Origin of the sequence: Stenotrophomonas sp. Bg11-02, from assembly GCF_002836635.1 — a bacterium.
Taxonomy (GTDB): Bacteria; Pseudomonadota; Gammaproteobacteria; order Xanthomonadales; family Xanthomonadaceae; genus Stenotrophomonas; species Stenotrophomonas lacuserhaii.
The window spans coordinates 68,792-93,415 of sequence record NZ_PJAY01000064.1 but is presented as its reverse complement, the minus strand read 5'-3'; the positions used below and the strand labels follow the sequence as shown (position 1 = coordinate 93,415).

The 24,624-nt window shown below is 66.1% G+C and carries 20 protein-coding genes and 1 pseudogene; 8 read left to right on the top strand and 13 right to left on the bottom strand.

The window, feature by feature from the left end; translation table 11 throughout:
- The first annotated feature begins 16 nt into the window (after positions 1 to 16).
- On the top strand, positions 17 to 1,321 hold the full coding sequence (locus tag CXG43_RS14225) for an arsenic transporter (RefSeq protein WP_101100508.1): 1,305 nt from the start codon (positions 17 to 19) through the stop codon (positions 1,319 to 1,321).
- Positions 1,322 to 1,352: 31 nt separating this feature from the next.
- Here CXG43_RS14225 and CXG43_RS14220 read toward each other — a convergent pair whose 3' ends face one another.
- From CXG43_RS14220 to CXG43_RS14195, 6 genes are read right to left on the bottom strand one after another with little or no spacing between them, the layout of a single operon-like run.
- On the bottom strand, positions 1,353 to 1,631 hold the full coding sequence (locus CXG43_RS14220; RefSeq protein WP_032961123.1) for a hypothetical protein: 279 nt from the start codon (positions 1,629 to 1,631) through the stop codon (positions 1,353 to 1,355).
- A complete protein-coding gene (locus CXG43_RS14215) occupies positions 1,628 to 4,825 on the bottom strand; it encodes a CusA/CzcA family heavy metal efflux RND transporter (RefSeq protein ID WP_101100507.1) in 3,198 nt (1,065 codons plus the stop codon). Before CXG43_RS14215 ends, CXG43_RS14220 begins: the two co-directional genes overlap by 4 nt.
- A gap of 8 nt (positions 4,826 to 4,833) precedes the next feature.
- Entirely contained in the window at positions 4,834 to 5,784 is a 951-nt protein-coding gene (locus CXG43_RS14210; RefSeq protein WP_101100506.1) for an efflux RND transporter periplasmic adaptor subunit, read from the bottom strand.
- Positions 5,781 to 7,061: a TolC family protein gene (locus CXG43_RS14205; protein ID WP_101100505.1), complete on the bottom strand. Its 1,281-nt coding sequence runs from the start codon at positions 7,059 to 7,061 to the stop codon at positions 5,781 to 5,783. Before CXG43_RS14205 ends, CXG43_RS14210 begins: the two co-directional genes overlap by 4 nt.
- 56 nt (positions 7,062 to 7,117) lie before the next feature.
- Complete coding sequence (locus CXG43_RS14200) at positions 7,118 to 7,474, bottom strand: hypothetical protein (protein WP_101100504.1); 357 nt, start codon at positions 7,472 to 7,474, stop codon at positions 7,118 to 7,120.
- The gene (locus CXG43_RS14195; protein WP_101100503.1) at positions 7,471 to 8,088 is read right to left on the bottom strand and encodes a cation transporter; all 618 of its coding nucleotides are present in this window, start codon (positions 8,086 to 8,088) and stop codon (positions 7,471 to 7,473) included. The genes CXG43_RS14200 and CXG43_RS14195 overlap by 4 nt, the downstream gene beginning before the upstream one ends.
- A 105-nt stretch (positions 8,089 to 8,193) precedes the next feature.
- On the opposite strand from CXG43_RS14195, the gene CXG43_RS14190 reads away from it, so the two are divergent.
- The 6 genes and pseudogenes from CXG43_RS14190 to CXG43_RS14165 all read left to right on the top strand — a co-directional run bounded on the left by CXG43_RS14190 (position 8,194) and on the right by CXG43_RS14165 (position 15,882).
- Complete coding sequence (locus CXG43_RS14190) at positions 8,194 to 8,607, top strand: helix-turn-helix domain-containing protein (protein ID WP_076035667.1); 414 nt, start codon at positions 8,194 to 8,196, stop codon at positions 8,605 to 8,607.
- Positions 8,604 to 9,875: a site-specific integrase gene (locus CXG43_RS14185; RefSeq protein ID WP_101100502.1), complete on the top strand. Its 1,272-nt coding sequence runs from the start codon at positions 8,604 to 8,606 to the stop codon at positions 9,873 to 9,875. Before CXG43_RS14190 ends, CXG43_RS14185 begins: the two co-directional genes overlap by 4 nt.
- A 23-nt stretch (positions 9,876 to 9,898) precedes the next feature.
- Positions 9,899 to 12,893: pseudogene (locus tag CXG43_RS14180) on the top strand (Tn3 family transposase).
- 55 nt (positions 12,894 to 12,948) lie between these two features.
- Positions 12,949 to 13,959 carry an alkene reductase gene (locus CXG43_RS14175; protein WP_232767807.1) on the top strand — a complete coding sequence of 337 codons (1,011 nt, stop codon included), beginning with the start codon at positions 12,949 to 12,951 and terminating at the stop codon, positions 13,957 to 13,959.
- A 60-nt stretch (positions 13,960 to 14,019) separates the two neighbouring features.
- On the top strand, positions 14,020 to 14,805 hold the full coding sequence (locus CXG43_RS14170) for an SDR family oxidoreductase (protein WP_101100501.1): 786 nt from the start codon (positions 14,020 to 14,022) through the stop codon (positions 14,803 to 14,805).
- A 75-nt stretch (positions 14,806 to 14,880) separates the two neighbouring features.
- The gene (locus tag CXG43_RS14165; protein WP_101100500.1) at positions 14,881 to 15,882 is read left to right on the top strand and encodes an NADP-dependent oxidoreductase; all 1,002 of its coding nucleotides are present in this window, start codon (positions 14,881 to 14,883) and stop codon (positions 15,880 to 15,882) included.
- Between the two features lie 50 nt (positions 15,883 to 15,932).
- Here CXG43_RS14165 and CXG43_RS14160 read toward each other — a convergent pair whose 3' ends face one another.
- The 7 genes from CXG43_RS14160 to CXG43_RS14130 form a co-directional block, all read right to left on the bottom strand.
- A complete protein-coding gene (locus CXG43_RS14160; RefSeq protein WP_101100499.1) occupies positions 15,933 to 18,212 on the bottom strand; it encodes a xanthine dehydrogenase family protein molybdopterin-binding subunit in 2,280 nt (759 codons plus the stop codon).
- Complete coding sequence (locus CXG43_RS14155) at positions 18,209 to 19,276, bottom strand: xanthine dehydrogenase family protein subunit M (RefSeq protein WP_198551415.1); 1,068 nt, start codon at positions 19,274 to 19,276, stop codon at positions 18,209 to 18,211. Before CXG43_RS14155 ends, CXG43_RS14160 begins: the two co-directional genes overlap by 4 nt.
- Positions 19,249 to 19,836, bottom strand: a complete 588-nt coding sequence (locus CXG43_RS14150; RefSeq protein ID WP_101100497.1) for a (2Fe-2S)-binding protein — start codon at positions 19,834 to 19,836, stop codon at positions 19,249 to 19,251. Before CXG43_RS14150 ends, CXG43_RS14155 begins: the two co-directional genes overlap by 28 nt.
- 257 nt (positions 19,837 to 20,093) lie before the next feature.
- A complete protein-coding gene (locus CXG43_RS14145; RefSeq protein ID WP_101100523.1) occupies positions 20,094 to 20,300 on the bottom strand; it encodes a heavy-metal-associated domain-containing protein in 207 nt (68 codons plus the stop codon).
- A gap of 131 nt (positions 20,301 to 20,431) precedes the next feature.
- Positions 20,432 to 20,932, bottom strand: coding sequence for a Cu(I)-responsive transcriptional regulator (gene cueR, locus CXG43_RS14140; protein WP_101100496.1), 501 nt, complete (start codon positions 20,930 to 20,932; stop codon positions 20,432 to 20,434).
- Between the two features lie 26 nt (positions 20,933 to 20,958).
- Positions 20,959 to 23,475 carry a heavy metal translocating P-type ATPase gene (locus CXG43_RS14135; RefSeq protein ID WP_101100495.1) on the bottom strand — a complete coding sequence of 839 codons (2,517 nt, stop codon included), beginning with the start codon at positions 23,473 to 23,475 and terminating at the stop codon, positions 20,959 to 20,961.
- 119 nt (positions 23,476 to 23,594) lie between these two features.
- Positions 23,595 to 23,768: a DUF3606 domain-containing protein gene (locus CXG43_RS14130; RefSeq protein WP_101100494.1), complete on the bottom strand. Its 174-nt coding sequence runs from the start codon at positions 23,766 to 23,768 to the stop codon at positions 23,595 to 23,597.
- 268 nt (positions 23,769 to 24,036) lie between these two features.
- On the opposite strand from CXG43_RS14130, the gene CXG43_RS14125 reads away from it, so the two are divergent.
- Complete coding sequence (locus CXG43_RS14125) at positions 24,037 to 24,615, top strand: DUF4142 domain-containing protein (RefSeq protein ID WP_101100522.1); 579 nt, start codon at positions 24,037 to 24,039, stop codon at positions 24,613 to 24,615.
- Positions 24,616 to 24,624 lie beyond the last annotated feature (9 nt).

Here is a 24,624-nt window from a genome sequence, read left to right as displayed (position 1 = left end):
CTTGTCGGAGCGGTGCATGCTTGCCCTTGCGATTTTCATCGTCACTCTTGTATTCGTCATTTGGCAGCCGCGCGGGTTCGGTATCGGTTGGTCGGCACTGGCCGGCGCCGCAGTAGCGTTGGCCACCGGCGTCGTCGGGTGGGGTGACGTCGCCACGGTGTGGGGGATTGTCTGGGATGCGACGTTCACCTTCGTCGCACTCATCGTCATCTCGCTCATCCTCGACGCGGCGGGCTTCTTCGCATGGGCGGCGCTGCACGTAGCCCGCTGGGGCGGCGGCAGTGGTCGAAAACTCTTTCCGCTGATCATCTTGCTGGGCGCTGCGATCGCGGCAGTGTTCGCCAACGATGGCGCGGCTCTCCTGCTGACGCCGATTGTTCTTGCCATTCTGTTGCGCTTGAACTTCCCGCCCGCGAGTGCGCTCGCGTTTACTGTGGCCTGCGGTTTCATCGCTGATACGGCCAGCCTGCCGCTCGTTGTCTCGAACTTGGTCAACATCGTCACCGCGAACTTCTTTGATGTCTCGTTCGGGCGCTACGCAACGGTCATGGTGCCGGTGAATCTGGTGTCGGTCGGCGCCACGCTGATCGTCCTGTGGCTCTGGTTCCGCCGCGACATTCCCCGCACCTACCCGGTCCACGATCTTGAAGCGCCGCATGAGGCGATCCGCGACAAGGCGGTCTTCCGCGCCGCCTTGCCCCTGCTCGCATCACTGCTCCTTGCCTACTTCGTAACCGGGCCGCTCGGCGTCCCCATCGCCTTGGTGACGGGTGCGGCTGCGCTGGTGCTGATGGCAATTGCAGGTCGCTGGGCGAGAGGCGGCCGAGGCGCCACCATGGCCCTGACCAAGATTCTGCGCGGCGCGCCTTGGCAGATCGTGCTGTTCTCGGTTGGCATGTATCTGGTGGTTTATGGGCTTGGCAACGCCTGGCTGACAAAGGCTGCAAGTGCGGTGCTTGAGTGGCTGGCGGCGCAGGGAACCTTTGTGGCCACGATCGGCACCGGCTTCGCAGTGGCGGGCCTCGCTTCGATCATGAACAACATGCCGGCGACGCTGGTGGGCGCACTGGCCATCGACGGGGCCAATCTTCCGGCCGCCACCCGCGAATTGATGATCTATGCCAACGTCGTGGGCAACGACCTTGGCCCCAAGCTCACTCCGATTGGGTCGCTCGCGACCCTGCTGTGGCTGCACGTCCTTGCCGGCAAGGGCCAACGGATAACGTGGGGACAGTACATGAGGGTGGGGCTGATCCTCACGCCGCCGGTCTTGTTGGCCACGCTCGTCGCCCTCTGGATCTGGCTGCCGCTCGCTCAATGACGCTGTCGGCACATAGGGTCGCCGGCAGCGATCACATCTTTTTCAAGGGTGCAGCAGTGGGTGGCGGCGGCACCGGTCCTGGGTCGTTGAAGCACAGCATGACTTGATCGATGCCAAATTGGTCGGCCAGCACTCGCGCGGTCACCGCGTGCACCAGGTCCAGGTCGACCGAGGGCGCTGCGACAGTGATGGTGGCCGCGATCGCGCGGCCATGCTCTTTGGCGGGGACCAGGCGCAGGTCATCGACCGCCTTCACGCCGGGGTCGGTAAACATCGCCGCACGCACCTGTTCCAGGTTGATCTCGTTCATGGTGTCGAAGATTCCAATGCAGTGCCACCGGCGCGGGGAGCTCGGTCGCGATGCAGCCAACGATAGAGCACCGGCAGCACCAACAAGGTCAATGCGGTGGATGAGACGATGCCGCCGATGACGACAGTGGCCAGCGGCCGCTGCACCTCTGAGCCGGCCCCGACATTCAAGGCCATGGGCAGGAAGCCCAGGGAGGCCACCAGGGCGGTCATCAGCACCGGCCGCAGGCGTCCAAGGGCGCCGTCGCGGACCGCCTCGTCCAGCGGATCACCCTGTTCGCGCAAGCGGCGAATGAACGCGATCATGACCAGCCCGTTGAGTACGGCCACGCCCGACAGTGCGATGAAGCCCACGCCGGCCGAGATCGACAGCGGAATCCCGCGCAGAGCCAGTGCCAGCACACCGCCGGTCAGCGCCAATGGCACACCACTGAACACGATGGTCGCATCCTTGGCCGAACCGAAGGCCATGAACAGCAGGGCGAAGATCAACGCAAGCGTCACCGGAACGACCACCCCCAGGCGTTGGGTGGCCGAGATCAGCTGCTCGAAGGTACCGCCGTAGTCGATCCAGTAGCCCTCAGGAAGCGTGACATCTTGGCCGATGCGCGTACGCAGCTCGCCGACGAACCCACCCAGATCGCGCTCGCGCACGTTGGCGGTGATCACCACGCGCCGCTTACCGTTTTCGCGATTGATCTGATTGGGTCCGCGTTCCACCTGGATCTTCGCCACTTCCCGCAGTGGCACCGTACGAGGCCCGCCATTGGCGCCGGCGGCCAGACGGCTGGACTCATCGACACTGGTGCTTGCCGGCAGCGGAATGGGCAGATCTGCCAGCACGGCCGGGTCTTGCCGCTGCGATTCGGGCAGACGCACCACCAGGTCGAAGCGACGGTCGCCTTCGATCAACTGGCCGGCGACACTGCCCCCAATGGCCGTGGCCACCGTTTCCTGCACATCGCCCGGGTTCAGGCCATACCGTGCCAATGCCGCCGGATCTGGCGTGATGGTCAGCAGCGGCAGGCCCGAGACCTGCTCGGCCTTGACGTCTTCGGCGCCGGGGACGCTGCGCATGACCCGCTCGACCCGACTGGCCAGGCGCGTCAGCTGGTCCAGATTGTCGCCGTAGACCTTGACTGCCACGTCCGAACGGACGCCGGAGATCAACTCGTTGGTGCGCATCTGGATGGGCTGGGTGAACTCGTAGTTGCTGCCCGGAATTTCCTTGGCCGCCGCCTCCAGCTCTTCCACCAGTTCGGCCTTGGGCTTGCGGGGGTCGGGCCACTGGTCGCGGGGCTTGAGCATCAGGAAGGTGTCGGCCATCGATGGCGGCATCGGGTCGGTGGCCACCTCGGCGGTGCCGATCTTGGAGAAGATGTTGGCCACCTCCGGGAACTGGGCCAGGCGCTTCTCCAGCGTCTCCTGCATGGCCACCGACTGCTCCAGGCTAGTGCCGGGAATACGCATGGGCTGCAAGGTGATGTCGCCCTCATCCAGGCTCGGCACGAACTCCGAACCCAGGCGGGTGGCCAGCACGCCACAGCCCACCACCAGCACGGCCGCGCCTGCCAGAACCACCACGCGCTGACGCAGTGCCCATTCCAGCAGCGGCGTATAGCGGGCGCGCGACCAGCGCATCAGGCGGTTGTCGTGCTCGGCCACGCGGCCGCGCAGGAAGGTGGCAATCGCCGCCGGCACGAAGGTCAGCGACAACACCATGGCACCGGTCAGGGCCAGCACCACCGTGATCGCCATCGGGTGGAACATTTTCCCTTCCACCCCGGACAGCGCGAAGATCGGCAGGTAGACCGCGGCGATGATGCCCAGTCCAAACAGGCTGGGACGGATCACCTCGGCGGTGGCCGAGGCGGTCAGGTCATAGCGCTCTTCATCGTTGAGCTGGCGGCCCAGCGCGTGCTGCGCCTCCCCAAATCGGCGCAGACAGTTCTCGATGATGATCACCGCCCCGTCCACGATCAGGCCGAAGTCCAGCGCGCCCAGGCTCATCAGGTTGCCCGACACGCCGCCACGCACCATGCCGATGATGGTGAACAGCATCGCCAGCGGAATCACCGCCGCGGTGATCAACGAGGCGCGCACATTGCCCAGCAGCAGGAACAGCACCACCACGACCAGCAGCGCGCCCTCGATCAGGTTCTTGGACACGGTATTGATGGTGCGGTCCACCAGTGCGGTGCGGTCATACACGGCTTTGGCATGCACGCCCGGGGGCAAGCTGGCGTTGGTGGCGTCCAGCTTGGCCGCGGCCGCCTGGGAGACCTCCCGGCTGTTGGCGCCAAACAGCATGAACGCAGTACCGACCACGACCTCATGGCCGTTCTGGGTGGCCGCGCCGGTGCGCAGCTCCTTGCCTTCGCCGACGCCGGCGACGTCGCGCACCCGAATGGGCACGCCATCGCGCCGGTCCAGCACGATGTTGCCGATCGCCTCCAGATTGGCCAGCTGGCCCGGCACGCGCACCAGGAACTGCTGGCCGTTGCGCTCGATGTAGCCGGCGCCGATGTTCTGGTTATTGCGCATGACCGCGGCGACCACGTCGTTCAACGTGAATCCCAGCGCCACCAGCTGGGCCGGGTCGGGGGTGATGTGGATCTGTCGCTCAAAGCCGCCGATGGTGTTGACCTCGGTGACGCCAGGGGTAGTGCGCAGCTGCGGCCGGATCACCCAGTCCTGCAGGGTGCGCAGGTCCGTGGCCGTGTACGCAGTGCCGTCGGGCTTGCGGGCGTTGGGCTCGGCCTCCACGGTGTACATGAAGATCTCGCCCAGGCCGGTCGAGATGGGGCCCATCTCAGGATCCAACCCGTCGGGCAGTTGGGAGGCGATCTGCTGCAGGCGCTCGGCCACCTGCTGGCGGGCAAAGTACAGGTCGGTGCCGTCCTTGAACACGACAGTGACCTGGGAGAGCCCGTAGCGCGACAGCGAGCGACTGTAGTCCAGCTTGGGCAGGCCGGCCATGGCCGTTTCGATGGCGAAGGTCACCCGTTGTTCGGCCTCCAGCGGCGAGTAACCCGGGGCCTGGGTGTTGATCTGGACCTGGACGTTGGTGATGTCCGGCGTAGCGTCGATGGAAAGGTGACGGTAGCTCCACACGCCCAGCGCAACCAGCGCAGCGGTGAGCACCAGCGTCAGCCAGCGGTGGCGGATGGACAGCCCAATGAGGCGTTCGAGCATGGCGGGCCTCAATGGTCTTCTTCGACGGTGGATTTTTCGATGTCGGCCTTGATCAGGAAGCTCTGGGCCACCACCACCTGTTCACCGGCTTTCAGCCCTTCCAGCACCTCGGCGCGTTCGGCGTCGCGGCGCCCCAGCTTGACCGGTCGGGTGTGGTAGCTCTCTCTCTGCTGCACGTAGACCACGTCCTGGTCTTCTGCGGTCTGCAGCGCGGTGATGGGCACCACCAGCGCCGCCGATTGGCGATCCACTGTGACCCGCGCCTTGACTGCCGAACCCGGCCGCCACAGGCCATCGGTATTGGCCACGGTGGCGCGCGCGATGGTGCTTTGGCTGGCGGTGGCGGTGCCGGGCAGGACGCGCTCCAATGTGGTCTGCGCCGTGACGCCATCGCTCAAGCGGGTGACTGTCACCGGTACGCCGGCACCGATGTGCTGGACGTCAGCCCCGAAGATGTGCAGGTCCACCCACAGGGTGGACAGGTCGGCGACCTCGAACAGTGGCGCGCCCTCAGCCGCCGCCATGCCCACGGCGGCCGTACGCGCCATGACCACGCCACTGATCGGCGCGGTGACGGTATAGGTGGTCAGGCTCAGATTGCTCTCTACCGTGGCCAGTGCCTGGCCGGCACGCACCTGATCACCCACGCCCGCTCGAACAGAGCGGACCGGTCCGGGGAAGCGTGCAGTGACCTGCGCGATGCGCCCATCGATCGGGCTCAGCAGCCCTTGCACCTCATGCTCGTCAGCAATCTCACCAGGTCCTGCTGGCGCGACCTGGATTCCCGCCGCCTGCGCCGCCTTGGCGGCAATCTTGGTTTCCAGCGGCGCTTCCTCGTGCTCGCCGTGTTCTTCGCCCTCAGCGGCGGCGCCGCCTTCAGAGGCTTCGTTGGGGGCGGAGGCATTGCAGGCGGTCAGCAGCAGGGCCATGCCCAGTGCGGTCCAGGAAAAACGGCTCATGGGCTATCTCCAAGGGAAGCGGCCGCCGGCGGCGTTACAAGCGCCTGGCCGGTCAGTCGTTGAATTTCGATCAGGGCGCGCTGCGCGTCCAAGGCCACGTCCAGCTGCTGCTGGGCCATGGCCGTGCGTTCGGACTGCAACTGGGCCCATTCCAGGTAACTGATCGCGCCGGCGCGATAGGCACGCTCAGCGGCCTGCTCGGCTCGGGCCAGCTTCGGCAACACATCGCTGTGCAGGCGTGCCACCTCGGCCTGTGCGACGGTGTAGCGGCCATGGGCCTCGACCAGCGTGGAATACAGCGACAGGCCCTTGGCCTCGCGCTCGATCGTCAGGACCTCCAGCTCGGCTTGGCCGGCGAGGATCTCCGGCTGCGCGCGGCTGCGGCTGCCCAGCGGCATGGACAGGCTGGCCACCAGCGCGGTGTCGTCGGTCTCCTGCAGGCGGCGCACACCGAGCTGCCAGGACAGGTCCGGTGAGGCCGCTGAACGCGCCAGCTGCAGTCGTGCCTGCGCGATCCGACGGGCGTCGGCAAACTGCGCCAGTTCCGGAGTCCGCTCCAGCTCCTCGGCCAGCGTCTGCATGGATGCGATCGCCGGCAAGACCATGGGATCGGCCGCGGCGACCTCGAAGCTGGGAGCACGTTCGCCCCACAGTGCGGCCAGATGCTGACGAGCGGCCATTCGCTGCTGCTCGGCCCGATCACGGGTCAGCTCGGCCCGCGCCAGCGCTGCCTGCGCGGTGAGTACCACCGATTCGGGCGAAGCACCGGCCTGCAGGCGCTGCCGGGCGGCCGCCACGGTCCGCTGGCGCTGGCCGACATCCACGTCCGCCAGCCGGCGCTGACGGTCGGCGCCAACGACGGCCAGATAGCGCTGCGCCGTCTCGGCGAGCAGATCCAGCCGACCGGTCTCCCGCTGCACGGCCAGCGCATCAATCCGGCTTTGGGCCAGGGTACGACGCGCGTCGAGCTTGCCGCCGCGCTCCAGGACCGAACTCAGGCTCAAGGTCAGCTCGGCGCTGTCCAGACCACGGGCCGCGCCCGTGCCTAAGGCATTTTCGACCTCGGCACCGACCGTCCACGGTGGGCGTTGAACGGCCTGATCGCGCTCGGCAGCGAGCACTGTGGCCCGCGCATCGACCAGGCGCAGCTCGGGATGGGTTTGGGCCACACGCGCGAACGCGTCGTCCAAGGTCATCAAGTCGGCAGCCGCCGCCGGCGGCGTCACCGCGCCGCCCAACAGCAGCCATGCGGCTATAGCCGCCAATCGCACATGCATGGAAGTACTCCGAAGGTTCTCGATATCGACAGGGCGCCGGCGCATGCCGGCCGACCTCACCCTGCGATCGGCGGTCGGAATGGCGCGATCAGGTGCGCGGGCGGATACCGGGGCGTATCGGCGTCCAGCTCGTGCAAGTACCGACCGATGTCCGCCACGGCCAGCAGGATCTCAGGGGCCGGCACGGCTTGGCCGCAACACAGCACCAGCTGCTGAAGCCGGTGCAGGGCGACGTCTACGCCTCGCTCGGCAGCTGGCGGCGACACTGCCGGGCCGCGGTCAGCAGTGGCCAGATGGGTTTGAACATGTAGCTCGCCGACCAGTGCCAGCACCGGCTGCGCCACCAGACCCACGGCCAAGTGCGCCAGCAGGAGCCAGCGCAGGCCAGAACCCAGCCGGCCAAGCCTGGTCATGCAGCCGTCTTGCGCGCGTCGGCACGTGCCCGGCGGGCATCACCCAAGATCTCGAAGGCCTCCTTGATCACATACAAGCCGATCAGGGCGCCGATCACGAAATCTGGGTACGGGCTGGCCAGCCACCACACCAGGAGGCCCGCCAGGATCACGCCAACATTGGCGACCACATCAGCCCGGGTGAACAGCCAGGTCGCCCGCAGATGCACCTCGCCGGACTTCAGCGGCGCCAGCATGCGCAGTACCGTCACGTTGACCACCAGCGACAGCAGGGCGGTGCCAATCATCCAGCCGCTGACCGGCTCGGCACCGAACATTACGCGGCGGCCGACCTCGACCAACACGCCCACACCCAGCACAAGCAGCACGCTGCCGCTGACCCACGCGGCATTGGCCTTGAAGCGCGCCGTGCGCCCGATAGCGACCAGGCCAATGGCATAGGCGGTGGCGTCGGACAGCATGTCCAGAGCGTCGGCCAGTAGGCCAGTGGAATGGGCAATCCAGCCGGCGATGCCGCCGATCACGGCCATCGCCGCGTTCAACGCTAGAGCGATCCAGAGGACGCGCCGCTCCTGCGCATTCTTGGCCTCGTGGTGGCAGCCGCAATCACTCATCGGAACATCTCCAGTCGCAGGGAAGCCGGGCCCGGGCGGGCCGCTGGCATGACACAGCCGGTGAGGGTAAAGTCCGTAGCTACTACGGAGTCAAGCGTACTACGAATGAAAATCAGTGAGGCTGCCGACGCCAGTGGATGCCACCTGGAGACGATCCGCTATTACGAGCGGATCGGCCTGCTGCCTCGCCCGGGGCGCTCGGGCAATGGCTACCGGGTCTATGGCCCGGCCGATATCGAGCGGCTGCGCTTCATTGCGCGTGGCCGGGACCTGGGCTTCAGCCTGGAGGAGGTCCGCAGCCTGCTGCAGCTGGCCGGCGATGAGGAGCTTTCGTGCGGGGACGTGGATCGGCTGGCACGCAGCCATCTGACGGACGTGCGGGCGCGCATGGCCGACCTGCAGCGCATGGCCAGCGAGTTGGAACGGGTGATTGCCAGTTGCCATGGCGGGCAGCGGGCGGAATGCACCATCCTGTCGACGCTGCGCCAGACGACCTCGGTGGAGGCCACGCGCCAGTGACCGAACTGGACCGCTACCTCGATGCGGCCACGCGCCAGAACACGGTGCGCAGCTATGCGTCGGCGCTGCGGCACTTCGAGGTTGAATGGCAAGGCCACCTCCCGGCGACACCTGACAGCGTGGCCCGGTACCTGGCCGCTTATGCGCAGACCTTGGCGACCAGCACCCTCCGCCAACGCCTGGCGGCCATCGCCTCTTGGCACCGCGACCACGGATTTGTCGATCCCACCGGGTCGCCGCTGGTGCGCAAGGTGCTCAAAGGCATCCAGACCCTGCACCCCGGGCAGGTCAAGCAAGCCGCGCCTCTCCAGATTCGGCGGCTGGTCGAGCTCGATGACTGGTTAGCCGCAGCGATCGCGGCGGCACGCGCGCGGGGCGACGGAGCAGCAGCGCTGCGCCACCAACGGGACCGAGCGCTGGTGCTGCTCGGATTCTGGCGTGGCTTTCGCGGCGATGAACTGCTGCGCCTGGACGTGGCCCATCTCACGCTGGTGCCGGGACAGGGGATGAACTGTTTCTTGCCGCGCAGCAAGGGCGATCGCCAGGCCGCCGGCGTTACCTACAAGGTGCCGGCGTTGTCGCGATTGTGCCCGGTGGAGGCGACCCAGGTGTGGCTGCAGGCGGCCAACCTGCAAGAAGGGCCGGTATTTCGGGCGGTCAGCCAATGGGGCCAGGTGAGCACCGAAGGCCTGCATCCCAACAGCTTGGTGCGCCTGCTGCGCGAGTTGCTGACCAGTGCCGGCTTTGCCGATGCGGGGCTCCACAGCAGCCATTCGTTGCGCCGCGGCTTTGCCAGCTGGGCCAACGACCAAGGCTGGGACATGAAGGCCTTGATGGAGTACGTGGGCTGGCGCGATGTGCAGTCGGCCATGCGTTACCTGGACGGGCGTGATCCGTTTGCCCGGGAGCGCATTGAAGCAAGCCTGCCCAGTCCAACCGCGCCGGTACCGGCGATGGCACTGCCGGCGCCCGAGGGCAAATCGGCCCTGCAGCTGCGCCTGCGCATGGTGCTGACCCCGTTTGCCCGCACGGGCCGCGGCGCGGCCAAGGCCCGAGGCCGGATCGAAGAGATCTGCTTGGCCCCGTTCCAAGCTGTGCGCCTGAACACCGCCAGCAGCGAGTACCAGTTGACTGTTCCCACCGATCCCAACCGGGACCTGGATGAAATCCTGGCCACGTTGCTCGATGACATGCACCGTATGGCCGATACGCACCAGTGTTTCCTGGAAGCGTCTCTCAATACAGACGACGGCCGGCACTGGGATTGATCCCCTCATAACCTCCGGATCCAATGGCTACCCTTCACGAGACCGCCTACCCGCGACTGAAGCCTGATCCCACCGCCAAGGAACTGGAGGAGATCTACACCCCCACCGCCGCTGAGATTGCATTCGCCAAGCAGCTCACCACCCAGCCGGGTCCGCAGCTGGCGGTACTGATTCATCTCAAGCTCTTCCAGCGCTTGGGTTACTTCACGGTGTTGGCCGAAGTGCCCGAGCGGATCCGGAAGCACATTGCCAAGGCCGCCCGACTCGGGCGCGTATTGGACACCGACCTGCTCGAACGCTACGACGCCTCCGGCAGCCAGCGCCGGCATATGCCGCAGCTGCGCCAGTTCATTGGGGTGCGTCCCTTGGACAAAGCCGGGTTGTTTTGGCTGGACACGGTGGCCACCGGTGCAGCCCAGACCAAGCACACCATCCCGGACATCGTGAACGTCCTGCTTGAAGAGCTGGTGCACCATCGCTACGAACTTCCTGGCTTCCGCACCTTGGAACTGGCCGCTATCGGTGCCCGCGAGCGGGTCAACCTGGGCTACTACCGCAGTATCAGCCACGCGCTGACGCCCGCCACGCGTACGCTCATCGACGAACTGCTGCGCGCACCGGAAGGGTCCAGGTTCACCGGCTGGCAATCGCTCAAGCGCGAGCCCGGCCGGCCCACCAACAAGGAGGTCCGGTTCTATCTGCAGCACATCCGCATGTTGCAGCAGTTGGCCGACCAGCTGCCTCCCATCGATGTACCGGTGCCCAAGCTCAAGCAATTCCGTGCAATGGCTCGCGCCTATGACGCCAGCGAGCTGGCCGAACTGGCTCCGGACAAGCGTTATGCGCTGGCCACCATCTTCATTCGCGCCCAGCATGCCAAGACGCTGGATGACGCAGCCGAGTTGTTCATCAAGCAGGTGCGCGGGCTGGAGAACACGGCCCAGCAAAAGCTGCTGGCCTACCAGCTCGAACATGCCAAGCGGGCCGACTTCCTCATCGGCCAGCTCAAGGAAATCCTGCAGGCCTATCAGCTCGACGGCAGCGACAGTCAGCGCGTGGATGCCATCGACAACAGCCTGGAAGCGGAAGTGTCGACCTTGCTGGCCGAATGCGAAGAACATATGGCCTATGCAGGCAAAAACTACCTGCCTTTCATGCTGCAGCCCTACGGCGCGGTCAGGCCGCTGCTGTTCAATGGGCTGGAGCTGATGAATCTACGGGCGACCAGCCACGATGCCGGCATGGAGCCGTTGATCGCAGCGGTGCTGGCGCTGCGCAACCAACGCCGTGAGCTGATCGAAGTCGCGTCCCTCGGCCTGGACCCGGAAAAGGACTTCGATTGGATGTCCAAGCTCTGGCGTCAGCACGTGTTTGGCAAGCGGGCCAGCGCGGCAGGCGCCGGCTGGATGCACCGTAAGTACTTCGAGCTGGCCGTGCTGGTGCAGGTCAAGGACGAACTGAAGTCGGGAGATCTCTTCATCCCGAGCAGCGAACGATTTGACGACTACCGCGAGCAGCTGGTCGATGAAGCCACCTTGGCCCAGGAACTGGACGCCTATGGCCAGGTCTCAGGCTTGCCCACCGACGCTGCGACTTTCGTGGCTGGGTTGCGCGCACAACTGACCGCCTTGGCCGACGAAGTTGACGAGCGCTTTCCCGAGAATGTGCATGCGGACATCCTTGAAGGACGCCTGGTACTGCGGAAGGGGCAACGCGCCGAGGTCTCAAGTGCCATTGCCACGGTGGACCGCCTCATCGCCGAACGGCTTCCGGAGTCCAGCATCGTCGATGTCCTGATCGACGCCAGCCAATGGCTGGATCTGCACCGCTTCTTCCGTCCGATCGCCGGCACCGAGAGCCAGGTTGAAGATCTCCCCCGGCGGGTGATCACCACGCTGTTTTGCTATGGCTGCAACTTGGGTCCGACGCAAACGACGCGGTCGATCAAGGGCTTCAGCCGTCGCCAGGTCGCTTGGCTCAACCTCAAATACGTGACTGAGGATGTCCTTGAGAAGGCCATCGTGGAGGTCATCAATACCTACAACAAATTTGATCTGCCGGGCTATTGGGGCAGCGGCAAGAGCGCGTCAGCAGATGGCACCAAGTGGAGCGTGTACGAAGACAACCTGCTGTCGGAGTACCACATCCGCTATGGCGGCTATGGTGGCATCGGCTAACTACCACGTGTCCGACAAATACGTGGCGCTGTTCAGCCACTTCATTCCCTGTGGCGTGCACGAGGGCATCTACATCCTGGACGGCCTGTTGGCCAACACTTCCGACATCCAGCCTGAGATCGTCCATGGTGACACGCAGGCGCAAAGCTATCCGGTCTTCGGCCTGGCCCACATGCTGGGCATCCAGCTGATGCCCCGGATCCGGAACATCAAGGACCTGACGTTCTTCCGGCCCGAACCGGGCAGGGCCTATAAGAACATCCAGGCACTGTTCGGGGACAGCATCGACTGGCAACTGATCGCCACCCATCTCCACGACATGCTGCGGGTGGTGATCTCCATCCGATTGGGCAAGATCACCGCGTCCTCGATCCTGCGCCGATTGGGCACCTACAGCCGAAAGAACAAGCTGTACTTTGCCTTCCGGGAGCTGGGCAAGGCCGTCAGAACGCTGTTCTTGCTGCGCTACATTGATGACCACGAGATCCGCAAAACGATCAATGCCGCGACCAACAAGAGCGAGGAATACAACGGTTTCGTGAAGTGGGTGTTCTTTGGCAGCCAAGGGATCATTGCCGAGAACGTCCAACACGAGCAGCGCAAGATCATCAAGTACAGTCAGCTGGTCGCCAACATGATCATCCTCCACAACGTAGAAGGCATGAGCCGGACCTTGGCTGACATGCGGAAGGAGGGGGTTGAACTGACGCCCGAGATCCTGGCCGGCCTGTCGCCGTATCGGACCAGCCACATCAATCGCTTCGGCGACTACCATCTCGACCTTGATAGGGAAGTGGCGCCGCTGAGCTATACAGCGAAAGTCCTTGAACAGGCCCCATAGACGGGGAGATCCGCCATCAGGACCGGGTAATTATCATTGCGTTTCAATCGCTTAGGTGGCTTTTGGCCCAGTACGTAACGATTCCCTGCCGACCCTCTACTACGCCCAGCGCGCCTCGGCCGGCCTGATCATCACCGAGGCCACGCAGGTATCAGCGCAGGCCCAGGGGTACCAGGACACACCCGGGCTTTACACGCAGGACCAGATAGAAGGCTGGCGCAAGGTCACTGATGCCGTGCACGAACGCGGCGGACGCATCTTCGTGCAGCTATGGCACGTGGGCCGCATCTCGCACGTGGATCTGCAGCCGAGCAACGCCGCGCCTGTATCCGCCTCGGCCATCCGGGCGCAGACCAAGACCTTCGTTCACAACGGTTTTGTCGATGTGTCCGAGCCCCGTGCATTGGATATCGACGAGCTGCCGGCCATCGTCGACGACTTCCGCCGCGCCGCTGCCAATGCGATTGCGGCAGGGTTCGACGGTGTGGAAATCCACGGTGCCAACGGCTATCTGCTTGAACAGTTCATCAAGGACGGCGCCAACCAGCGCACCGATGCCTATGGCGGTTCGATCGAGAACCGTGCGCGCCTGCTGCTCGAAGTCACCGCCGCCATCGCGGAGGAGATCGGCGCCGATCGCACCGGCGTGCGCATCTCACCGGTCTCTCCGGCCAACGCCATCGCAACCCTCAGCGACCCGCAGCCGCAGTACGACTACATCGTCGACCAGCTCAGCGCACTGGGCATCGTCTACCTGCATGTGGTCGAAGGCGCGACCGGCGGCCCACGCGATGTGGCCGCGTTCGACTTCGACGGCCTGCGCCGCCGTTTCAGCGGCACCTACCTGGCCAACAACGGCTACGACCTGGAGCTGGCCAACGAACATCTCGCCGCTGGCAAGGCCGACCTGTTCGCCTTTGGCCGTGCCTTCATCAGCAACCCGGATCTGGTCGAACGCCTGAAGACCGCCGCGCCCTTGAACGCCCTGGACCCGGCCACGTTGTATGGCGGCGGCGCGCAAGGCTACACCGACTACCCCGCCCTGGCCGACACGCCCGCGCAGTAACCCCGTCTCCCTCGCCCTCGCGGCGTCCCCGCTCCCACATTCTCTTTCAAGAGACACACCATGAGCCTGCCCACTGTCCTCATCACCGGCGCCTCCAGCGGCATCGGCACCGTCTACGCCGAACGTTTTGCCCGCCGCGGCCACGATCTGGTCCTGGTTGCGCGCGACAAGGGGCGGCTGAATGCACTGGCCGAGCGCCTGCGCGACGCCACCGGCGTTGCCATCGACATACTGCCGGCCGACCTCACCCAGCGCAGCGACCTGGCCATCGTTGAAAGCCGCCTGCGCGACGATGCCCGCATCGGCATCCTGGTCAACAACGCGGGCATCGCCCAATCCGGCGGATTCACCGAGCAATCGGCCGACAGCATCGAACAGCTGCTCACGTTGAACACCATCGCCCTGACCCGCCTGGCCGCGGCGGTTGCACCGCGCCTGGCCAACGCCGGCGAAGGCGCGATCATCAACATCGGCTCGGTGGTTGGGCTGGCGCCGGAGTTCGGCATGTCCGTCTACGGTGCGTCCAAAGCCTTCGTGCTGTTCCTGTCGCAGGGACTAAGCCTGGAGCTGACGCCCAAGGGCGTCTATGTGCAGGCTGTGTTGCCTGCGGCCACGCGTACCGAAATCTGGGAGCGTGCCGGCATCGACATCAACACGCTGACGGACGTGATGGATGTCGGCGAGCTGGTCGATGCGGCCCTGGTCGGCTTCGATCGTCGCGAGACCGTCACCATTCCGCCGCTGCATGTTGCCGAACGCTGGGACACGCTGGACGCCTCCCGCCAGGGACTGCTCTCGGACATCCGGCAGGCGCAGGCGGCGGAACGTTATCGCCCCGCCCAGTGAAGCCCTGACCGCACCGGCACACGCCCTCCCTGCCCCGCAACCCGAAAGCACTCCCCAACCAGAGGCACACGGCCCATGAAAGCCTTCCTGATCGACCGTTATGGCAAAAAGGAGACCGGCCGCATCGGCGACGCACCACAGCCTTCGCTTCGGGATGACGATGTTCTCATCCGCGTGCACGCGGCCAGCGTCAATGCGCTGGACACGAAGATCCGCACAGGGGAGTTCAAGCTGATCCTGCCCTATCGCCTGCCGCTGATACTCGGCAACGATACGGCCGGCACGGTGGTCAGTGTCGGTGCCGCAGTGCAGGACTTCAAACCGGGCGATGAGGTGTATGCGCGTCCCGATGAAGATCGCATCGGCACCTTCGCCGAGTTCATCGCGGTCAACGCAGCCTCTGTTGCCCTCAAGCCCAGCAACCTCACCATGGTGGAGGCCGCCTCGCTGCCATTGGTCGCGCTGACCGCCTGGCAGGCGCTGGTCGAAACCGCGCAGCTCAAACCCGGTCAGAAGGTCTTCATCCAGGCCGGCTCCGGCGGTGTCGGTACCGTGGCGATCCAGCTGGCCAAGCATCTGGGCGCCTTCGTTGCCACCAGCACCAGTACCGCCAACGTGGGCTGGGTGAAGGAGCTTGGCGCGGATGTCGTGATCGATTACAGCCGGCAGGACGTCGTCACGGAACTGCGTGACTACGATGTGGTGCTCAACAGCCTGGGCAAGGATGAACTGAACCGCTCGCTGCAGATCCTCAAGCCGGGCGGGCATCTGGTCTCCATCTCCGGGCCGCCAACTCCCGCCTTTGCTGCGGCGCGCGGGCTTGCCTGGCCGCTCAAGCAGGTGCTGCGCCTGCTCAGCCGTGGCGTCCGCCGCAAAGCCAAGCAGAAGGGAGTGACGTACACGTTCCTGTTCATGCGCGCCGACGGGCGCCAGCTGAGCGAGATCGCTTCACTGGTGGAGTCCGGTGCCATCCGCCCGGTCATCGAACGGGTCTTCCCCTTGCAGGAAACCCGCAGCGCGCTGGCCCACGTGGAGAGCGGGCGGGCCAAGGGCAAGGTGGTGGTTGAGGTGCTGTAACGCCACCTCCGTTACTCAAAGCGCCTGGCTGAGGAACAGCCCGGTTTGCTTTACATCATCACCTTGTCCGGGGTGATCGGCGTACTGCGGATGCGCTTGCCCGTGGCGTGATGGATGGCGTTGCAGATCGCCGCCGACACGCCCACCAGGCCGATCTCCCCTACTCCCTTCGCCCCGAGGCTGCTGACCACCCGGTCGTCTTCCTCCACGAACAGCACGTCCACGTCATGGATATCGGCGTTGACCGAGACGTGGTACTGGGCCAGATCGCGGTTCATGAAACGCCCAAACCGATGGTCGGATTCGGTATGTTCGTGCAGCGCCGCGCCGATGCCCCACACCACCCCGCCGATGATCTGGCTGCGTGCGGTAGTCGGATTGAGGATGCGACCCGCGGCGATCGCACTGACCACGCGCATCACCCGCACCGTGCCGAGTTCCTCGTCCACCCGTACCTCCACGAACACGGCGCTGTGCGTGGCGCGGGTATAGCGGCGCTGCTTCAACACATTGGGCAGCAGCAGGTACTTGGCTTCGATGCTGCCTTTGCCGGCGTCGGCCAGCAGCGTGGTGAGTGCAACGGCGCTGCCCGGGTCAGCCCGCAGTGCCATGCTGCCATTGGCGAATACCACGTCATCCACGCCGGCGCGGGTGAACGCCGAGTCCCTCCTTCCAGCAGCAAGCGCGAGCAGCTGCCGGCGCAGCTTGGCACAGGCGCCATCCACTGCCGAGCCCACCGTGCTGACATGCGATGAGCCGCCCTCGATCGGGGCCACCGGCAGCGTGGAATCACCCAACTGGAAGGTGACCTGTTCCAGCGGAAGGCCCAAGGCTTCGGCGGCGATCATGCTCATCACCGTATAGGTGCCGGTGCCGATATCGGTGGCCGCACTGCTGACCACCAGCCGGCCATCGGCATGCAGCTCGGCATGGGCGCGCGCGAACATCTGCATCGCATCCCACTGGCCGGTCGCCATGCCCCAACCGACCCATTCGTTACCTTCGCGGCGCGCGCGCGGCAAGGGCGCGCGATCGGCCCAGCCGAAGCGCTCGGCACCGCGGCGGTAGCACTCGCGCAGGGCCTTGGTTGAGAACGGTTTGCCGTCGGCAGGATTGGTTTCGGCGTAGTTCTTCAGCCGCAGTGCCAGCGGGTCCATGCCGATCTCATTGGCCAGCTCGTCCATCGCCACTTCCAGCGCATGCATGCCATGCGCCGCGCCGGGGGCGCGCATGTCGATCGGCGTGTACTGGTCCAGGTCGACCAGTTTGTAGCCCACGTGCACGTTGTCGCAGGCGTACAACTGGCCGCTCCAGTTGACCACCACTTCCACGTAGTCCTCGATGCGCGATGTCTCGGCCACGGCCTCGTGCCAGATCGAACGCAGGGTGCCGTCGGCATCGGCGGCAAGCTTTACCCGCTGCACGGTCTCCGGACGGTGGCCGAAGGTGAACATCTGCTGGCGCGTGAGGACAACGCGCACCGAGCGTTCCAGCGCCAACGCGCCCATCACCGCCAGCGCAAGCTGATACTGCGGGCGAAGCCCGGAGCCGAAAGCACCGCCCACGTAGGCATTCCGCACGGTGACCTTGCGCTTGGGCAGGCCGAACACATGCGAGACATACCAGCGGCTGTTCTGCGAGCCCTGGGTCTTGTCATGGATGGTCAGGTGGCCGTCGTCACCGCGGATCACTGTGCTGGCGAACAGCTCCATCGGGTTATGGTGTTCCACGCCGCTGTAGAAATCGGCCGATATGCGGTTCGCTGCCTGTGCGAACGCCTGGTCCGGCTCGCCCTTGTCCTTCGGCGGGGCGGAGAATCCGGCCTTCATCTTGCGCGGCTCACGCGCTCGTTCAACGGAGGTGACCAGATTGGTTTCGTGCGCCTCGACCTCATACCGCACGCCCACCAACCCGGCCGCGTGACGCGCCGCCTCGAAGGTCTCGGCCAGCACCAGCGCAACCGGCTGGCCGCTGTAGCGGATCTGTGCGTCGTACAACGGCCGGAACGGTGATCCTGCAGGGGCCGTCATGTCCTTGTAGAAGACACCAGCACCGCGCATGTGCGGACGGTTGAGGTGGGTCAGCACCTGCAGTACGCCCGGTACCGCCAGCGCGGCGTCCATGTCGAAGCCGAGGATGCGCCCCTTTGCGATGCTGCTGTTGACCACCACGCCATGGACCAGATCCTCGGCCGGCCACTCGGCCGCGTAACGTGCCTGGCCGGTCACTTTCGCCCGGCCATCGATGCGCGGCGTTCCGGTCCCGGTCGGCACATGGCCGGTTCCCGGCTCGGCTACGGGAACCTGCGGTTGCTTGGGGTACGCACTCATGCGGCATGCTCCGGTTGGCCGCGGCGTCGGCCACGATTGTCGATGGTGCCCTCGGAGGCGGCCTGCAGGGCGCGCACCACCGCGCGTCGTGCAAGCGGGATCTTGAAGGCGTTCTGACCCTGCGACTGCGCCCCTTCCAGCAGCCGATCGGCCGCTGATTCGAAGGCTGCATCGCCCGGCATCGTGCCGATCAGCAGCTGTTCGGCGTCGGTGCTGCGCCATGGCTTGTGCGCCACGCTGCCCAACGCCAGCCGCGCATCGGTGATGCGTCCGTCGGGCCCGATTTCCAGCGCGGCGGCGACCGACACCAGCGCGAACGCGTAGGACAGGCGCTCGCGGATCTTCAGGTAGGCACTGTGCGCGGCAAATCGCCCGCCTGGCGGAAGCGTCAGATGGGTGATCAGCTCGTCTGCCGCCAGTGTGCTGTCCTGTTCAGGCTGGTCGCCAGGCAGGCGGTGGAACGCGCCGAAGGGAATTGCGCGGGTGCCGCGCACGCTGGCGACATGCACTGTGGCATCGAGTGCTGCCAGCGCGACGCACATATCGGAGGGGTGCGTGGCGATGCAGTGCTCGCTGGCGCCGAGGATCGCGTGGTACTTGGTCAGCCCGCCCACGGCTGAACAGCCGCTGCCCGGTTCGCGCTTGTTGCAGGGCGTCGCACGGTCATAGAAATAGGTGCAACGCGTGCGCTGCAGCAGGTTGCCGCCGTTGCTGGCCATGTTGCGGATCTGCGGCGAGGCCGCCGCCAGAATGGCCGCCGCAAGCAGGGGATACTCGCGTTCCACCAGCGGGTGGTACGCCGTGTCGGCATTGCGGGCGGTGGCGCCGAGCTGCAGCCCTCCCTCTTCGGTGAGCGTGATGGCATCCAGCGGTAGCGCGTTGACATCCAACAACCCGCTGGGCTGCATCACCTGCAGCTTCATCAGATCGAGCAGGTTGGTGCCGCCGGCGATGGGCTGGATGGGGCGCCCGGGGGTGCTGGCAAGCTGCTGCAAGGCCTGCTGCAGCGACGCGGCGCGTTCGTAGGTGGGGGGAATCATGCGGGCACCGTGCCGGGTGTCCAGTGCCCGGGAGATGGCTCGGGGGCATCCGGCGTGCCTTGGGTTTCCTCAAGCACCGTCATCACCGCATCGGTGATCTGCGGGTAAGCCCCGCAGCGACAGATGTTGCCACTCATCAGTTCGCGCACCTGGTCACGGGTGCAGGCCTGGCCCTCATTGATCAATCCCTGCGCCGAACACAGCTGGCCGGGCGTGCAGTAGCCGCATTGCAGGGCATCCTTGGCGATGAAGGCCTGTTGCAGGGGATGCAGCGCATCCCCGTTCGCCAGGCCCTCGACCGTGGTGATGTCGGCGCCCTGCTGCATGACCGCCAGAGTCAGGCAACTATTGATGCGGCGGCCGTCGACCAGCACCGTGCATGCACCGCATTGGCCGTGGTCGCAGCCCTTCTTGGTGCCGGTCAGCTGCAGACGGTCACGCAGCAGGTCAAGCAGGCTGACCGTGGATTCGACCTCCAGCGTATACGCCTCGCCGTTGATGGTCAGGCGCAGCGGATACCGGGGGGAGGCATGCGTTGCGGAGGGCGGCGGCGTGGCCACCCCGGATGCGGGGAAATCGCTCATGGCAGGTCCGGCTAGGGCGTCTGCCAACCACCCTGCGCCTCGGCTCGTCTATTTCGGGTGCACGTTGCATGTGCTGCGTGCGAAGTCATGCCGGGCGAGCTCGGCGGTTCCCTTCTCCGCAGCGCCAGGAAGCGCGGATATTGCTTTGCTTCCCGCAGCGGGGGCCGGGGAACGGCCTGCCGCTGTTGGGAACACGACGGCAACGCCGAGGGTGAGCAGTTGTCGGGTGCACATGGGCTCGTCTCCTTGAACCAGGATCAGCCGGCAGGCCGGGAAAGGTGCGGGTATCCCGCTTCGGCAAGTGCGGCGAGGAATACGGCGGGCTCCCGCACCGTGTCCACGCGCACCGTCCGCGCTGCGACGTCGATCTGGATCCCGGCCGAAGGATCGGCACCCAGCAGGGCGGCCCTCACCGGCTTGGCGCAGGAACCGCATGTCATCTGGGGAATGTGGAACTGAAGCATGGTCATCTCCTGGTGGGTTGGTACGCCGACTACTTTCGGCGTTGCCAACGTGGCAAGGTCAACCTGCTTCTTCGAGGAAATCGCATCGTCCTTGGCTTGCGTTCATGTGGTCGCGGATGCTGCACTCCGGTTCAACCTTTGCGCGGCAGGCTCCTGCGCGCACGCGGCGAAGCCGGCGTATCCGTGCCGAAGCGCGGCGTCCTGCGCGGGGATGCCGCCGTGGCGCTGACTTTCCCGGCACCGACGGGCTCTGCGAGCTCTTCGATGATCGGGCAGTCGGGGCGATCGTTGCCGTGGCAGCTGCTGGCAAGATCACGCAGCGTGCGCGCCATGGCCTGCAGTCCGCTGATCCTGTCTTCCAGTTCGGCAACGTGCGCCAAAGCGACCCGCTTCACATCCGCGCTGGCACGTTCGCCGTCACGCCACAGCAGCAGCAGCTCGGCGATCTGTTCCACCGTGAAGCCAAGGTCGCGCGAGCGGCGGATGAAGCGGAGGGTGTGGGCGTCCTGCTGGGTGTAGCAGCGATAGCCGGCCTCCGACCGGACAGCGGGCGGGATCAGGCCGATGCCTTCGTAGTAACGGATCATCTTGGCCGACACCCCGGAGGCTTTCGCTGCTTGTCCAATGTTCACGCTGGTTTCCCTTGCCCGCTGTGCGGTCAGTATGGAGCACGCGCGAGCGGCGCGCGGAAGCGCTTGAGCCGCAGCGCGTTCACCAACACGAAGATGCTTGAAAGGGCCATCGCCGCAGCGGCGAAAACCGGTGACATCAACGTGCCGTTGAAGGGATACAGGACGCCGGCCGCGACCGGGATCAGCACGGCGTTGTAGGCGAAGGCCCAGAACAGGTTCTGCTTGATGTTGCGCAGCGTGGACCGGCTCAGTGCGATGGCGTTGACCACCCCGCGCAGGTCACCGGCCATCAGCACCACGTCGGCGGCCTCTATCGCCACATCGGTCCCCGTGCCGATTGCCAGGCCGACGTCTGCTTCAGCCAGAGCCGGCGCATCGTTGATGCCATCACCCACGAAGGCGACCCGTGCGCCGTCGGCGCGGAACCGCTTCAGCGCGGCCACCTTGCCATCGGGCAGCACTTCGGCCGCCACGTCGTCGATGCCAAGCTGGCGAGCGATCGCCGCTGCGGTAGCGGCATTGTCGCCGGTGATCATCGCCACGCGCAGCCCGAGCGCATGCAGCGCCTTGATCGCCTCCGGGGTGGTGTCCCGGATCGGGTCGGCTACCGCGATGATCGCCGCCAAGCGACCGTCGATCGCGGCATACAGAGGACTCTTGCCCTCCGCTCCCAGCCGCTGCGCAACCGGCAGGAACACGCTGGCATCCAAGCCCAGCCGGGCCATGAAACGGTCCGCTCCGACGGCCACCTGCTGACCGTCAACGGTGGCGGTGACCCCGAAGCCCGGGGTCGCATCGAAGCCTTCGGCCGCCCCGATGGCAAGCCCGTACCGGGTGGCAGCGGCCACGATGGCCTCGGCGATAGGATGCTCCGAGCGGGACTCCACGGCTGCGACCAGCGCCAGCACGCGGTCATGATCGAAGCCTGCGGCCGGCACCAGATCGGTCAGTTCAGGGTGGCCCTTGGTCAGCGTTCCGGTCTTGTCCAGTGCCACCACGCTGACATCGCGCAGGGCCTGCAGTGCCTCGCCTTTCCGGAACAGCACGCCGAGTTCGGCTGCGCGGCCGGTACCCACCATGATCGACGTCGGCGTGGCCAGCCCCATCGCACATGGGCAGGCGATGATCAGTACGGCCACCGCGTTGACCAGTGCGAAGGTCAGCGCTGGCGAAGGCCCGAACACCAGCCACGCCACGAACGTCAGCGCCGCCGCGGCCATCACCGCCGGCACGAACCACAGCGTCACCTTGTCCACCAGTGCCTGGATCGGCAGCTTGGAGCCCTGCGCCTGCTCGACCAGGCGGATGATCTGCGCCAGCACCGTGTCCGCGCCCACCCGGGTGACGCGGAAGCGGAACGCGCCGGTCCGGTTCAGGGTGCCACCCACTACCCCGGCACCCACGCCCTTGGATACGGGCGCCGGCTCCCCGGTGATCATGCTTTCATCCACCCAGGAAGTGCCTTCGACGACCTCCCCGTCCACCGGCACCTTTTCACCGGGGCGGACCGACACCACGTCGCCGGCCGCGACCTGGCCCAGCGGTATCTCCACGCTGGCGCCGTCGCGCTCTACCCGCGCGGTCCGCGGCTGCAGTCCGACCAGTCGCTTGATCGCCTGCGAAGTGCGTCCCTTGGCGCGCGCCTCCAGCGTGCGGCCCAGCAGGATCAGTGCAACGATCACCACGGCAGCTTCGAAGTAGACGTTCGCGGTGCCAGGGGGAAGCACCTGGGGGGCGAACGTTGCGACCACCGAGTAGGCATAGGCTGCAGAGGTACCGAGCGACACCAGCGAGTTCATGTCCGGCCCGCCGCGCAGCAGCGCCGGCACGCCCGCGCGGAAGAAGCGCAGCCCCGGCCCGAGCAGGACCAGCGTGGCCAATGCGAACTGCAGGTACCAGCTGGTCTGCTGGCCGAGCGTATGCATTACCCAGTGATGCACGGATGGCACCAGGTGCGAGCCCATCTCAAGCACGAAGACCGGCAGACCGAGGACCGCGGCAAGCCACAGTGAACGACGCAGGCCAGCCGCTTCGGTCTCGCGGCGCGCGGCCTGCTGGTCTTCCGCCCCGGCATGCGCATCCATCACCGGATGCGCACGATAGCCCGCTTTTTCGATGGCACCGGCGAGCTGGCCGAGGCTGACCACCCCGGCAAGGTGGCGCACCTGGACGCGTTCGGTGGCCAGGTTCACATCGGCCTGGACCACGCCGGGCAGCTGTCGCAGGGCTTTCTCCACCCGCCCCACGCAGGAGGCGCAGGTCATGCCGTGGATCGTCAGCACGCTGCTTTCTTCCGCCAGCGCATAGCCTGCCTTGACCACCGCATCAGCCACTGCCTGCGGGTCGGGCACGCCGTTGAACGTGACCTGCGCACGCTCGGTAGCCAGGTTGACCACTGCTGTTCTCACGCCGGGAACCGCGTTGAGCGCGCGCTCGACGCGTGCGGCGCAGGACGCACAGGTCATACCCGTGATCGGGATGCTCAGCGCCCCGTTGGACGGGTCGCCTCGCCCGTAAGCGTCTGGAAGAACGGCCGAAGCCATGGGGTACACCTCGAAAGCCCAAGTTGCGGACAGCTTGGGGATTCCCACCGTGGGAAGGTCAAGGCGGCGCCGTGCCGCCGTGCCGACCCGGCTGGCCCGGCACGCCGAATCACCGGCTTTCAGTGCGGCGGCTTGTATTTACGCAGTTCGGTGGTCAACACACCGACTTCCTGTACGGCCCGCTTGAGCTGGTCTTCGTCAAGGCCCAACTCCTTTGCCCAGAAGCGGAGCTCCCATTCCTCGTTGATGTTGATCCGGTCCGGATCCTTCGGTTTACCGCCTGGGGTCTGCACGGGTTTGGGTGGGCTGGGTCACGGGAGTCTCCTGGGGCTGCAGTCCCGGGAAATCTAGCGGGAGCGTAGCGAAGGTGCCCTGCTTCCAGTGTCGCGACGATGGCAACGAAGCGGCGCGTTTCGTCACCCCGGCTGAACCCTCGGGTCGGCCGTCAAGCGCGCGTGACCTGTGTGTCTACGCCTGCGCGCCATCCGCACACAGCTGCATCTCACGGCGTTGCCGGGCCAGGCGGCAGCATCCAGCTTCCTCATCCATGAGATCCGCGCCATGTCTTTCATCGTTCCCCTGCGTGCCACCGTCGTCGCCCTGGGCCTGATCGGCAGCAGCGCCGCCAGCGCACAGACGAGTGCAGCCCCTTCCCCCTCCAGCAGTGCCGCTTCAACCGCCAACGCCCCGTCTGGCGAACTGCGCCAGCAGCAGGCCCTGGGCGTGCTTTCGGCGATCAACCAGGCGGAAATCAACGCCGGGCAACTTGCTCTGTCGCGGGCCCAGACCGAACCTGCCCGCCAGTACGCGCAGGCCATGGTCCGCTCGCACACGGAAAACGAGAAGATGCTGGCAGCGTGGAAGCCCGACCGCAGCAGCGCGCCGGCGCAGGCCAAGACGGCCGAGGCAAAGGCTGAAGCCGCCGCATTGGCCAAGCATCAAGGCGCCGCGTTCGACAGTGCTTACCTGCAGGCCATGGTGAAGGATCACCGCAAGGCGCTGCAGACGTTGGATGACAGCCTCCTGCCTGCGGCAGCCGATGCCGAGGTGCGGGCATTCCTGCAGAAGACCCGTGGACACGTAGCAGATCACCTTGCCCAGGCAGAACGCCTGACCGGCACCCCCGCCACCGGCCGCTGATCCACGGAG

What these genes read in the sequence shown, in the direction of transcription:
- CXG43_RS14225 (WP_101100508.1), top strand. Translation starts at nt 17, where the DNA reads ATGCTTGCCCTTGCGATTTTCATCGTCACTCTTGTATTCGTCATTTGG.
- CXG43_RS14220 (WP_032961123.1), bottom strand. Translation starts at nt 1,631, where the DNA reads ATGAACGAGATCAACCTGGAACAGGTGCGTGCGGCGATGTTTACCGAC.
- CXG43_RS14215 (WP_101100507.1), bottom strand. Translation starts at nt 4,825, where the DNA reads ATGCTCGAACGCCTCATTGGGCTGTCCATCCGCCACCGCTGGCTGACG.
- CXG43_RS14210 (WP_101100506.1), bottom strand. Translation starts at nt 5,784, where the DNA reads ATGAGCCGTTTTTCCTGGACCGCACTGGGCATGGCCCTGCTGCTGACC.
- CXG43_RS14205 (WP_101100505.1), bottom strand. Translation starts at nt 7,061, where the DNA reads ATGCATGTGCGATTGGCGGCTATAGCCGCATGGCTGCTGTTGGGCGGC.
- CXG43_RS14200 (WP_101100504.1), bottom strand. Translation starts at nt 7,474, where the DNA reads ATGACCAGGCTTGGCCGGCTGGGTTCTGGCCTGCGCTGGCTCCTGCTG.
- CXG43_RS14195 (WP_101100503.1), bottom strand. Translation starts at nt 8,088, where the DNA reads ATGAGTGATTGCGGCTGCCACCACGAGGCCAAGAATGCGCAGGAGCGG.
- CXG43_RS14190 (WP_076035667.1), top strand. Translation starts at nt 8,194, where the DNA reads ATGAAAATCAGTGAGGCTGCCGACGCCAGTGGATGCCACCTGGAGACG.
- CXG43_RS14170 (WP_101100501.1), top strand. Translation starts at nt 14,020, where the DNA reads ATGAGCCTGCCCACTGTCCTCATCACCGGCGCCTCCAGCGGCATCGGC.
- CXG43_RS14165 (WP_101100500.1), top strand. Translation starts at nt 14,881, where the DNA reads ATGAAAGCCTTCCTGATCGACCGTTATGGCAAAAAGGAGACCGGCCGC.
- CXG43_RS14160 (WP_101100499.1), bottom strand. Translation starts at nt 18,212, where the DNA reads ATGAGTGCGTACCCCAAGCAACCGCAGGTTCCCGTAGCCGAGCCGGGA.
- CXG43_RS14150 (WP_101100497.1), bottom strand. Translation starts at nt 19,836, where the DNA reads ATGAGCGATTTCCCCGCATCCGGGGTGGCCACGCCGCCGCCCTCCGCA.
- CXG43_RS14145 (WP_101100523.1), bottom strand. Translation starts at nt 20,300, where the DNA reads ATGCTTCAGTTCCACATTCCCCAGATGACATGCGGTTCCTGCGCCAAG.
- CXG43_RS14135 (WP_101100495.1), bottom strand. Translation starts at nt 23,475, where the DNA reads ATGGCTTCGGCCGTTCTTCCAGACGCTTACGGGCGAGGCGACCCGTCC.
- CXG43_RS14125 (WP_101100522.1), top strand. Translation starts at nt 24,037, where the DNA reads ATGTCTTTCATCGTTCCCCTGCGTGCCACCGTCGTCGCCCTGGGCCTG.